Annotated in this window: 13 protein-coding genes; 9 read left to right on the plus strand and 4 right to left on the minus strand. The window is 68.0% G+C overall.

The features are described 5' to 3' along the window. Nucleotides 1-495: 495 nt before the first annotated feature. Together ACFCZF_RS01580 and ACFCZF_RS01585 are read left to right on the plus strand one after the other, a co-directional pair. Nucleotides 496-1245, plus strand: coding sequence for a hypothetical protein (locus ACFCZF_RS01580; RefSeq protein ID WP_376669919.1), 750 nt, complete (start codon nucleotides 496-498; stop codon nucleotides 1243-1245). A gap of 105 nt (nucleotides 1246-1350) precedes the next feature. Continuing rightward, nucleotides 1351-3468 (plus strand): hypothetical protein, encoded by a 2118-nt coding sequence (locus ACFCZF_RS01585; protein ID WP_376669920.1) that lies wholly within the window; start codon nucleotides 1351-1353, stop codon nucleotides 3466-3468. A 103-nt stretch (nucleotides 3469-3571) separates the two neighbouring features. Here the strand turns inward: ACFCZF_RS01585 and ACFCZF_RS01590 are convergent, their stop codons facing one another. Further along, nucleotides 3572-4270 (minus strand): hypothetical protein, encoded by a 699-nt coding sequence (locus ACFCZF_RS01590; RefSeq protein ID WP_376669921.1) that lies wholly within the window; start codon nucleotides 4268-4270, stop codon nucleotides 3572-3574. A gap of 69 nt (nucleotides 4271-4339) precedes the next feature. After that, a complete protein-coding gene (locus tag ACFCZF_RS01595; RefSeq protein WP_376669922.1) occupies nucleotides 4340-4633 on the minus strand; it encodes a winged helix-turn-helix domain-containing protein in 294 nt (97 codons plus the stop codon). A 162-nt stretch (nucleotides 4634-4795) separates the two neighbouring features. On the opposite strand from ACFCZF_RS01595, the gene ACFCZF_RS01600 reads away from it, so the two are divergent. From ACFCZF_RS01600 to ACFCZF_RS01615, 4 genes are all read left to right on the plus strand, one after another. Continuing rightward, entirely contained in the window at nucleotides 4796-5095 is a 300-nt protein-coding gene (locus tag ACFCZF_RS01600) for a hypothetical protein (protein ID WP_376669923.1), read from the plus strand. After that, nucleotides 5092-5367 carry a hypothetical protein gene (locus tag ACFCZF_RS01605; protein WP_376669924.1) on the plus strand — a complete coding sequence of 92 codons (276 nt, stop codon included), beginning with the start codon at nucleotides 5092-5094 and terminating at the stop codon, nucleotides 5365-5367. The genes ACFCZF_RS01600 and ACFCZF_RS01605 overlap by 4 nt, the downstream gene beginning before the upstream one ends. A gap of 222 nt (nucleotides 5368-5589) precedes the next feature. Further along, on the plus strand, nucleotides 5590-6246 hold the full coding sequence (locus tag ACFCZF_RS01610) for a hypothetical protein (protein ID WP_376669925.1): 657 nt from the start codon (nucleotides 5590-5592) through the stop codon (nucleotides 6244-6246). Nucleotides 6247-6299: 53 nt separating this feature from the next. Then, entirely contained in the window at nucleotides 6300-7286 is a 987-nt protein-coding gene (locus ACFCZF_RS01615; protein WP_376669926.1) for a hypothetical protein, read from the plus strand. A gap of 411 nt (nucleotides 7287-7697) precedes the next feature. Here ACFCZF_RS01615 and ACFCZF_RS01620 read toward each other — a convergent pair whose 3' ends face one another. Both ACFCZF_RS01620 and ACFCZF_RS01625 read right to left on the minus strand, forming a co-directional pair. Then, on the minus strand, nucleotides 7698-8237 hold the full coding sequence (locus ACFCZF_RS01620) for a Uma2 family endonuclease (protein ID WP_376669927.1): 540 nt from the start codon (nucleotides 8235-8237) through the stop codon (nucleotides 7698-7700). Nucleotides 8238-8264: 27 nt separating this feature from the next. Further along, complete coding sequence (locus ACFCZF_RS01625) at nucleotides 8265-8549, minus strand: GntR family transcriptional regulator (protein ID WP_376669928.1); 285 nt, start codon at nucleotides 8547-8549, stop codon at nucleotides 8265-8267. Nucleotides 8550-8697: 148 nt separating this feature from the next. On the opposite strand from ACFCZF_RS01625, the gene ACFCZF_RS01630 reads away from it, so the two are divergent. The 3 genes from ACFCZF_RS01630 to ACFCZF_RS01640 all read left to right on the plus strand — a co-directional run bounded on the left by ACFCZF_RS01630 (nucleotide 8698) and on the right by ACFCZF_RS01640 (nucleotide 11303). Further along, nucleotides 8698-8988: a hypothetical protein gene (locus ACFCZF_RS01630; RefSeq protein ID WP_376669929.1), complete on the plus strand. Its 291-nt coding sequence runs from the start codon at nucleotides 8698-8700 to the stop codon at nucleotides 8986-8988. A 564-nt stretch (nucleotides 8989-9552) separates the two neighbouring features. Next, on the plus strand, nucleotides 9553-10224 hold the full coding sequence (locus tag ACFCZF_RS01635; RefSeq protein ID WP_376669930.1) for a hypothetical protein: 672 nt from the start codon (nucleotides 9553-9555) through the stop codon (nucleotides 10222-10224). Nucleotides 10225-10268: 44 nt separating this feature from the next. Beyond that, nucleotides 10269-11303 (plus strand): hypothetical protein, encoded by a 1035-nt coding sequence (locus tag ACFCZF_RS01640; protein WP_376669931.1) that lies wholly within the window; start codon nucleotides 10269-10271, stop codon nucleotides 11301-11303. The last annotated feature ends 96 nt before the right edge of the window (nucleotides 11304-11399 follow it).

Genomic DNA, 11399 nt, shown 5'->3' on the forward strand with positions numbered 1-11399 from the left:
CTCTGCAAATTCGGACACTCCACCCGTGCCCGCCCGACCGGTGGCGTCCAGGGACATCCCCTGACGCACCCGCCCGACCTGGGCGAATAACCAGCAGTGAGGCGAGTGTCAAGCCATCGCACCGTATCAGCCGCACATAAGCCCCTCAAGGCGTGCCCACCCCCTGGCCCCCCACCCCGCCCACCGTTACTCATCTGCAACTCGTCGTCCCCGCAGCCCCCTTGAGGAACGCCCCAGAGCCACCCGGTCCAACTGTGCGCGTGCGAATCCGATCGCGCTACGACCGAACACCGTGCGCGTGCTGTTCGTCACGGTGCGGCCATGATGCCTGCACGATTCACTCACGAAGGCGCGGACGGCCCGTGCCATGATCTTCGCTCGGATCAGTGAACGGGGCGGCTCCGGCTCCTCTCCGTGAGGCCGCGGCAACGCAGGCAGCCGGAGCCAAGGCGCCCGACTCTTCCCCCTCTCTCCCCCCACGTACAAGGAGCCCTCATGAAACGCGCCGCCCCGGCCACCCTCGCCGCCCTGTCCGTCCTCTCCCTCGCAGCGCTCACCGCTTGCGGCGGGGACTCCGGCTCGGACGCGGACTCGGCGGAGAAGCCGGCGGCGACCGCCGCGGAGAAGCAGGAGAAGCAGGAGACGCAGGAAGAACGGCTGAAGCGGCTCGCGATCACCAAGGCGGACGTCTCCGGCATGAACGTGTCCGACGCGGACGTGGCGAGTTCCGACAACAGCGAGTACGCCTTCGCCAAGTCCCCGCAGGAGGTGACGGTCGAGAAGCCCGTCTGCGCCCCACTCGCCTACGCCATGAACCAGCTCCCCCTCGGCGAGCCGCAGGCCGACCTCACGCGCTCCCTCAGTTCCGACATCAACGAGCCCTTCACGTACGTGATGCTCATGGCGTACGAGTCCGGCAAGGCCGAGGCCGCCCTGGCCGGCCTCTCCAAGGCCGTGGACGCCTGCGCCGGCGGCTTCACTGCCAAGGCCAACGGCAACACGAGCGCGTACGACTCCGTGACCGCCGAGCAGCCCGTGGCGGCGGCCGGTGACGAGTCGATCGCCTTCCGGTCGACGCTGACCTTCCGGGGCGCCGACCACACCGTGCACACCCAGGCCGTGCGCAGCGGTGACGTCGTCGCCGTGTACTTCTCCGTCGACGGCCTCGCCATCGCCAACGCGAGGCCGAGCGACGCGAAGCTGTCAGCGATGGTCGTGAAGGCGCAGAACGGCAAGCTCGGCTGAAGAAGGGCAGTTTCGCAGCAGCGAATCCCTCAGTAGAGTGCCGCGGGCGAGAAATCCACGACCGGGGGCGGGGGACACGGGGAAGTGCGAGCGGTGACCACACTCATGACGGATGAACGGCCGCAGGCCGACCGCACCGGAGCCGGCGTGATCCGCCTCCTCCTCACCCTCTGCGGCCTCACCGCCCTGCTCCTCACCTCCGCGACCCTGGTGGCCGCCCCTGCCCGCGCCGCCGACAAGCCCGCGGCGAGCCCGCCGTCCACCCAGGCCGCCCACCTGGCCGACCGCCTCCGCGAGAACCCGGTCCACGTCACCGACCAGCTCCCCCGCGAGATCCCGCGCTCCATGGCGCCCGACTTCGCCCGGATCGCCGAGCGCACCGGCGTACCGACGTACGTGCTTGTCCTGCCGGGCCAGAGCGCTTCCGACGACGACCTGCTGAGCGCGGTGCACGACCGGCTCGGGCGCGACGGGCTCTACGTGCTCCTCGACGAATCGGGCGTGACGGAGGCGGCGGCCTACGGCGTAAGCGCCCCCGCAGAGGCCGCCCGGACGACCGCCGCCTTCGAGCTGCCCTACGACGCGGGACCGCTGCGCAGCTTCGAACGCTTCGTGGACGTCGTCGCGCAGGGCCCGGAGAAGGCCGAGGCGCGGGCGGACGCGGCCCACGAGCAGTTCCGGGACGGCTACGAGCCCGAGGAAATGTACATCGGCCCGTCCGACCGCAAGAACCAGTCCTTCGTCACGGGCATCGCGCTGACCGCCGTACCGCTGACGATCCTGCTGCTGGCGCCGTGCGTACGGCGGGCGCGGCGCCGTTTCCCGCGGGCCAAGCCGCCCCGCCCCGCCGCGACCCGCCCGAAGTGGCGGCGCCTGCTCACCCCGAGCCTCGCCCTCGCCGCCGCGGCCGCGATCGCCCTCACCGCTCCGCTCGTCTTCGACGAGACGAGGCGAAGTGCCGCGCCGCTGCCCAGCGCCGCCGACATGACGGCACGTGTCGAGCGGGTCGCGGCCGGCCTGGCCCGCGACCCGGTGTACGTCGACCCGGAGAGCCCGCAGGTCCTGGACGCCGCCCAGCTCTCCCGGCTGCACGACCGCATCGAGCGGTTCGGGCGTTCGGAGGGCGGCGGCCCGGTGTACGTCACCCTCGTGCCGCACCTGTCCGAGGACGAGTCCGCCGGTGCCGAGGAGCTGTTCGCGGCCGCGGTGCGGGCAGAACTCGGCAAGGCTGACGGAGTCGGCGAAGCAGACGGCGTGTACGTCGTCGCCGACCCGCTGACCGGTTACATCGACGTCTTCAACCACGGCCTTCGCCTGGAGAGTTACCGCCTCCTCTTCGACCTCCCCGAGTCCATCGCCTACGGCGACGACCGGTCGAACGAGGCCGACGACCACCTCCTGGGCGAGCGCCTCGACGCGCTGATGACGTACCTCGACAAGTCACCGCGCACCGAGGAGCCGACCACCTCCGGCGATCCCATGCGCGTCCCGAGCCCCAAGGCGGAGAACAGCCTCCCACCGCTCTTCGCCACCGACTTCGGGCCCGGCCTGTTCGTCGGCGTCGTGGCGGCGCTGCTGCTGCTCGGCCTGGTGGCGGGCGTCCTGGGAATCGTCGGCGCGGTGCTGCGCCGACGCAGGCCGGCCCCGCTGCCGACGGAGGCGTTGCCCCTGACGGCACCGCGCGAGCCGACGGAGGCGTACCTGCGCCGTCAGGCTCGTACGGAACTCACGGCGGCGGCACAGGCCGTAGCAGAGGCCGACCTCGGGAACGAGACGGTCGCCCTCGCCTGGGAACGTTTCGACGCCGCCATGTTTCTCGTCGACGGCGACATCGACAGCATGCGCTCATCGGGCGCACCGGGTACCGACCCGGCGTCCCTCCTGGCCGTCATCGTCCTCGCCCGCGCGGCCCGCAACGCCCTCGACGGCGACACCAACAACCGCTGCTGCGGCGTCAACCCGCTCCACGGCCCCTCGGCCGGCCGCCGCCACGTCCGCGTCTCCGCGCAGGGCAACCGCCGGCGCATGCTGTCGCTCTGCCCCCTCTGCCTGGACTCGGCCGTCGCCGCACCGCGCGAACTACGCGAGCGAGTGCTGACGCTGCCGGGCCCGGCAGGCACCCGGGTGCCGTACGACGAGCCGGAGGGCAGCCTGCTGTCGGCGCTCGGCGACGGCATCTCCCGGCTGGCGGACCGGGCGAGGGAGTCGACGGATGTCCACTGAGAAGGGGACGTGCGCCTGAGACCCGACAGTCCCGCTCCGGCGATCACGACGAACAGCAGAAGCTCGACCCCGTCCCGCGCCCGATACGGAGCATCGCGCGCCTTCACCCGCGTCGCCCAACTCCCAGCCGGCCCTCGTCGTACTCCCGGTCCCACTTGCTCTGACGCACTCCGCCCCAGGTGCCCATCACGACGGCCGCCCCGAAGAGCGTCGCGAGGAACCCTCCGTACGAGCCGCTGTCCCTGTCCTCGGTCGGACTGGCGAGGCCTTCGGGGTCGTAGCGCACGCGCAGCTTGTCGCCCTTCGACACCCAGTCTTCGCAGCCGTCGCCCTCCGAGAGCGAGGGGGATATCGTCCGCCCGTCGACCGAGCGCAGGTCGCAGTGGTTGGTTCCGCTGTCGTCCATGCGTACGACCACTGCGTCGGTCCACTCACCCCGGTCCGCCAGAGCGACCTGACCACCGGCTTCGGTGCCGAAGAATCCCATGGCCATCCCGGCCATCAGGGGCACGGTGAGCTGCCATGCGAGCTTCCTCTTCTTGCGCGGCACCCGTCGCAACACGAGCAACGGGACCAGCAGCGAGGCCAGCGGAAGCACCAGGACGGCGAGCAGGAGTCCAACGCCCCGCAGCACAGACGGAAGCGGCACCACGGGCCCCAGCCAGGAGAGCCCCAGCGAACCGCCGGCGCATACCAGGCTGAACAGCAGCCACCGCACCCAATCGGCCCGCCACCACGCGCCCGTACCGCCACCCCGCTCCGGCCGAACAGCGGCCCCCGTCCCGGATATGTCGTCTGCCACGCGCCCACCCTAGCGAGCACGGCGCAGCCGCGAACGCCCGCGAGATCCGCGCCCGGCAGCCCTATGCCCCTATGCCTCAGAGTCGTCGTCCGCCACCTGGCCGGCTTCCGGCGGGTACGCGACGAAGGTGCCCTTGGCGGGGAGGGTGACGACGAGGCCGCGTTCACGGAGTTCACGCGTAGCGCGCCGGGCGGTCAGATGCGCGACCCCGTACTCGGCGGCCAGATCACGCTCCCCCGGCAAACGAGCGCCAGGCCGAAGCTCACCCTTGGAGATCTGCTCGGCAATGTGATCAGCCATCTGCATGTACACGTAGGCGATCTTGGTGGGGTCAATCGGCGACTGCCCTGGGTCTGGCGTCATATCGAACAACGTACGACAGCACCCAGCTGCACGTCTGGCTGGAGTGCGGTTAACCGCTATACACCACGTCATTGCACCCTGTAGCGTGCCAATTACAAACAGACCCCGGCGACGGATGAAGGCCGTCCCGGGGCATGGCCGACGCTGCAAAGGAGCGCCAACATGCTGGACCTTACCGCCCGCCTCCTCGCCTGGATGCTGAGCGTCTGCACGCCCAGCCGCCCCCGGGGCCGTCACCGCCTCGGCACCGAGCCGCCCCTGCGTTTCATCCCGGCGCCCCCGCCCCGCTTCACCGAGATCCTCGACGGCAACGCGTCCCGCCTCGTACGCCCCTACGTCCTGGACCCCGCCGAACGCCGCCACCAACGCGAACGCCGCCGCGCCGCACACCTGGCCACCCTCGGCTTCGACGTCGGCCCGAAGCACATCCACGGCGTACGGATCCCGGCGGCGACCCGATGACCCGGCCTCCCCTGCGGATGTGCGCCCGCTGCCGGCGCACCACCGACGAACCGGTCCTGGTCCACGAGGTCCACGCGGCCACGGGCCCCGGCTTCAACGTCTACGCGTGCCCTGAGTGCGCCGAGCACTACCCGCCCATGACCGACGTGCTGGAACTACTGGACTCCGCCACCCGCCGCCGCAACCGAACCGGCGGACCACCCACCGAACCGATCCCCTGCTCGCCGACGAACCCGCCGTGCGCGTGCCCGAGGTGCACAGCACGGCTGTAGAGAAGGCCCCCAACGGCCCCGGACGCAGCGCTCCCCAGCGCGTCCGGGGCCGCTTCCAGCCCATGGCCCGCTGGGACACGATCGGGACACAGCGCATCGCGGAAATGACAGCAAACGCCCGATATGCCCATGCTGTTGGCACAGTTCGCTCTGGCGAAACCAGCAACCCCACCGCTAGCGTCTGTGCTCTTGACTAAACCTTTGTCTCACGGGGAGTCCACTGTGAAGCGCCGCTCTTTGCCCGTTGCTGCCGCGCTCGCCGCGACAGCGGCACTACTGCTGACGGCCTGCGGCAGTTCGGATGACAGCTCGAAGGCCAACGACGAGATCGCCGGGGCCGACACCGGCAGCGAACAAGAGTCGGCTACGTCGGCCGCGCGCCCCAGCGACACGGCTCAGCACCCGAAGGTGACATTGCCGAAGGACGTCACGAACGTCTTCGAAGGCTGGAAGACCGGAGACGCCACGAAGGACGCGGTCCTGGCCGACACATCGCGCCGCGTCGATGCGCTGGCCTACGCCATCACCCAGGCGGAGCCGGACGAGCCCGCGCTCGGCTTCTACTACAAGGGGGACGCCCTGCTGGGCGCCGCTGACTGGGTCCAGGAGTTCGTCAAAGCCAAGAAGTCGATGACGGGTGAAACCCGCTACTTCAAGCCGACCGTCGACGTGTACGCCGACGGCAAGGCGACGCTGACGTACTGCTCCTTCGAAGGCAAGGCGTTCGTCAAGGACCGGAAGACCGGTGAGGCGGAGAAGACCCCGGTCACCGATGACTCTTACCTCCTCTACTCCACTCGCATGGAGAAGAACGAGAAGGGCGTGTGGCAGACCGCCGTGCTGAACTCCGAGAGGGGCAACGAGCAGTGCACTCCGTAATGCCCACTCGCCGATGGCTTGCCGCTTCCGGTGGGGCACTCGCCTGTATCACCATGCTCGCCTCGCCCGCGTACGCCGACGTGAATCTCGGCAACGGGAACGAAGGAGCGCAGGTGGAGCAGGGAGGGTCGAACAGCGGAAAGACGCTCGAGTCCCGGATCTCGTTCAGTGGATCTGTCAACGGCAGCACCGGTGGCGACTCGGGAAGCCTCGCACCCGTCGGGGATTGGACTCCGCCAGCCTGTTGGTACGAGCCGAGATCGGCCGGTGAGTTCGCCAAGTACATCGAGAACATGTACGAAACCACCGTCAATACACCTGGCCAGCACGGCTACGCCAAGACCAGTGTCGGCAAGACCCGGGACAAGTACAAGGACGGGGAGTACGAAAACTACAACCTCGACAAGAAGGACGAGGGCAACTGGTGGGTCGCTGTCCGGGACGAGGACCGCTGGATGGAGCCGGAGGCCCAGGTTTGTGACGAGGAGCCCTTCTGGGTAGAGAACGGGGCCGCTCCACCGGTTGAGAACGCGGTCACTCCAGAGGTGCTTGCTGAGCTCGCCTACAACCGCATCCAGCTGCCGACCACCGAGGTGACACTGGCTCCCGCCGGTACCACCAAGGTCAATCTTCCGACCTGGGCATGGCTGGATAAGGCGAAGTTCGAGAAGGTGTCGGTCACGGCGTCACTCGATGCCGGCGCGGTGAACATCCAGGCCACCACCACCGCGACTCCCGTGTCGCTGACGCTGAAACCGGGCACCGACGACGCCGAAACTCACCCCGCGTCCGGCGAATGCACGCTCAGCGGCGACGGATCGATCGGTGAGCCGTACGCAAAGGGCAAGGCGGACGAGACGCCGCCGTGCGGCATCACATACCTCCGCTCCTCCGGCGACGGAACCTTCGACCTCCAGGCCACTATCACCTGGGACATCGCCTGGACGGGCACCGGCGGCGCGGGCGGTGACCTGCCCGACGGAACCTTCGGAAACACACAGGCCGTCACCGTCCAGGAGATCCAGTCCGTCAACCGTTGAAAAGGAGCCACGGCAGCCGTTGGCGCCCATGCCGGCAGGAGTCTTCCGTGATCTCTTTCAAGACCGAGGCCGATCCGACCATCTGGTTTCCCCTCCCCCTCCACTGGCCGGAGCAGGACCAGGAGAAAGCGCTCAAGTGGTCCGTCATGTGTGCGGAGATCGTTCACCAGCGGCAAAAGTCCTGGTGGCGGCGCCCCAAGCGGCTGACTGTCGCTGACCGCTTCCTGCAACTGACCGAGGCCCATTCTCACCCGAGCATCCCGGCGCATCAGGCCTTCCTGGATTCCGGTGACGCCCGGATGATTCCTCAGCCAACCTGCGCCGTCTCTGACCGCGAAGGGCAGGGTTCAGACCCGAACCCTGCCGGCTGTGCAAGGGCATCTACGAGCGACGCCCGCAGACGGTACGCGGTCAGCCTTGCCCCAAGGCCCGCCTCCGGAACGTCGCCGTATCGATCTCAATACGCTCCCCGGTGACCAGCGTGAAGCTGACTGGCTGCCCGTACGGAATTTCGGCAGTCCGCCCATACCCCGAACCGTACGGCTCCGACATCACGGTGACCATCGCCTTGAACGGATCGGCCACGGGGTAGAAGTCGATCCCGAAGCGACCGTACTTCTGGACGTTCCGGACGTAGTCCTTCTCGTCCTCGGGCTCGGACGAGCCCTCGACCACGGCCAGGACGTCAAGGCAGGAGTAGCTGTTCTTCCGACGCTCGGCACCGACGTCGACGATCGTCAGATCCGGCGCGGCGTCATTCTCTCCGGGGAAGGTGATGAGTACATCGCCGAAGACGCGCTCTCGCGCAATACCGGAGGCTTTGACCGCATCCCTGACGTCGGAAACGATCCAGTCCCGCTCAGGGGTCCGCGGCGTCATGACCACACTGCCGTCGAACACCTCGACCGTGTAGCCCTCGGGGACGCCACCCCGCTCGATCAGTTCGCTCATCACGGACACGGCAGCCCACCTCCGGGTTCACTCGCCGTCGAGTGCCTTCTGTTCCGGCAGCGGGTCGGCCACAAACGTCCCCTTGCCATGCACCGTGACGATCAATCTCCGCTCACGGAGGACTTGGGCGCCGCGCCGCACCGTGAGATACGCAACCCCATACTCAGCCGCAAGGTCACGTTCGGCGGGCAGCCGGGCACCTGGAGGCAACTCGCCCGCGGCGATGCGCGCAGCGATGTGGTCGGCGAGGGCGACATAAACCAGCTGCGGCCCCTGCGGGTCAAAGTCCGGAACTTTGTTCTTATCGCTCATGCAGCAACGTTAAGCATGCTTGACCTGCGGAGACCATCGATGAGCTATACATAGCTATTCTGCGCTTGTACGGTCGAAGACGTAAGAGACCCCGGCGGCGGGTGGTGTCCGCCCCGGGGCATGGCCGACGCTGCAAAGGAGCGCCAACATGCTGGACCTTACCGTCCACGCCCTCGCCTGGATGCTGAGCATCTGCGCACCAAACCCTCGGGGCCGCCACCGCCTGACGGAGGAGCCGAACTTGCGGTACATCCCCGTACCACCGCCCCGATTCACGGAGGCCCTCGACGGCAACGCCTGCCGTCTCGTACGCCCCTACGTCCTGACACCGGCCGAGCGCCGACAGCCGGCCACCTACGGCATCGGGCTCGGCGTCACCGTGGGCCAGAAGTACATCCACAACACCCACGACGCGTGCGTACCGGCGGCCACCCGATGACCCGCCCCGCCCGGCGCATGTGCGCCCGCTGCCAGCACACCACGGACAAACCGGTCCTGGTCCACGAAGTCCACGCCGCCACAGGCCCGGGCTTCAACGTCTACGCATGCCCGGAGTGCGCCCCGCTCTACCCGCCGATGACAGACCCGCTCGACCTCCTGGACGCCGCCGCCCGCCGACGTTCCCGTCTGACGATCCGCGTCTGCGACATCGACACGGACGGGGCCGCGACCAAGTCCGGCCCCACGGCCGAAGTTCACGCAGGCGACCCCGCCGAACCGATCCCCTGTTCATCGGCATACCCACCGTGCGCGTGCGCAAGGTGCCAACGGACCCCATAGCGAGCAGAGCACCCACAGGATCTGCCGCGGCTCCAGACGAAGCACGTCACTGCGTCCGGAGCCGCGCCCCGTCTGGGCACAATCAAGACACAGTGCAACACCATATCGACCCCAGACACCCGAAATGCCCTGCTTCCCGGGATAGTTCGCTCTGGCGAAACCAGCAACCTCATCGATACCGTCTGTGCTCTTGACTGAACCTTTGTCTCACGGGGAGTCCACTGTGAAGCGCCGCTCTTTGCCCGTCACTGCCGCACTGGCCACCGCTGCAGCCCTGCTGCTGACGGCCTGCGGGAGCGGTGACGAGAAGCCCAGCGACAACGACAAGATCGCCGGGGCCGACCAGGGCACAGGGGCGCCGTCGAAGTCACCGGAGCCATCAGGAGCGCCGGCCGAGTCCAAGCCGGACGGGGTGGATGTGTCGCTTCCCAAGGACATGAACCTCGTCTTCGACTGGGAAAAGCCGGAGGACGAGAACGAGGCGGCCGCGATGGAGGACGCAGCGAACTACACTCGCGCCATCTACCGAGGGATCGACAAGCGTACGACCAAGGATGCTTCATTGGCCGCCTACGCCACCGGTGATGGGCTCACGTACGCGCGGACACAGATCAACGCCAGACTCGATGGCGACTGGACGGCAACCGGAACTCGGCGCCACTACCAGGCAACCACCCGTTCCGCCCCCACTGGCACGTCTGTGGAGGTCGCCTTCTGTGTGGACTCGAGCAAGTTCTACTCCAAAGAGGTCAAGAGCGGGAAGGTGCTGAAGGGCACGCCCAGCATCACGGACTTCGACCACTTCAAGATCATCATGGTCAAGTACCCAACGAGTGACAGCCTGTGGCAGGCGTCCGAGGTGTACGTCGAGGGGAAGGCGGCGAAGTGCCAGTGACCAGGCCACGGCGTACAGCCTTCAGTACCAGCGCCGCTGCCCTGATGTTGGCTTTGGGTATCGCCTTCGCGGACCCTGTCTACGCGGGAGAGCAGCCGAGTAACACCGAAGGCGCCAACACAGAGCAAACCGGCGGCGGCGACGAGACCGGCATCTACGCCGCCGCACAGATCCAGTACTCCGGATCTGTCGCCGACGACGGCGGCACGGGAAACGTGACGTCCGCCGACGTCAACTGGGACCCGCCCCCCTGTTGGTACGCCCCCTACCTCGGTGCCAAGGACTTCAAGAGGAAAATGTCCGCGGACCTGGAGGAGGCCGCGAGTGGCCCCGGCATGACCGGTCACGCAGGATCGGCGATCGGCCAGACGAAGGCCCACTACGAAGACGAATTTAGCTGGGAGGACAACCCCGGCTACAAGGACTACAACGTCGCCAAGGACGGCGAGGGCATGTTCTGGGCCGGCGTCGAGAACCCCAACGAGCCCGATGCCCTCAAGCGCAACTCCTGCACCGAACTTCCCTTCTGGGTCGACAACGGCGAACCCCCACCGCCACGGTACGAGCAGGCCATCACTCCGGAAATACTCGCCGCCCTCGCCTACCAGCACATGCAACTCCCCGACACGAAAGTCACCCTCGCCCCCGCCGAGGCCACGAAGGTGAACCTGCCGACCTGGGCCTGGCTCGACAAGGCCGACTTCCATGAAGTCCAGGCAACGGCTGTCGTTGATGTCCCCGGTTTCGCCATCCAGGCCACGACGACCGCCAAGCCGGTGTCCCTGAAACTGGAGCCCGGCACGCCCGACGCCGAGACCTACCCCGCCTCCAGCGAATGCGCCATCAACGCCGACGGTTCGATCGGCGAGCCCTACGCCAAGGGCAAGGCCGATCAGACTCCGCCCTGCGGCATCAAGTACCTCCGCTCGTCCGGAGACGGCACGTTCGACCTCCAGGCCACCATCACCTGGGAGATCGCTTGGACCGGTACCGGCGGCGCGGGCGGCGACCTGCCCGACGGCACCTTCGAGAATGCGCAGACAGTCACGGTGCAAGAAATCCAGGCCATCAACCGCTGATCTAGATGTACTGCCCAGGGACGTTGGTCAACCTGGTGACGGGTGGTTTGCCGCCGGTTGCGGTGTGGGGGCGGTGGTGATTGTAGTGATGGAGCC

Origin of the sequence: Streptomyces sp. NPDC056296 (assembly GCF_042268605.1) — a bacterium.
Classification (GTDB): Bacteria; Actinomycetota; Actinomycetes; order Streptomycetales; family Streptomycetaceae; genus Streptomyces.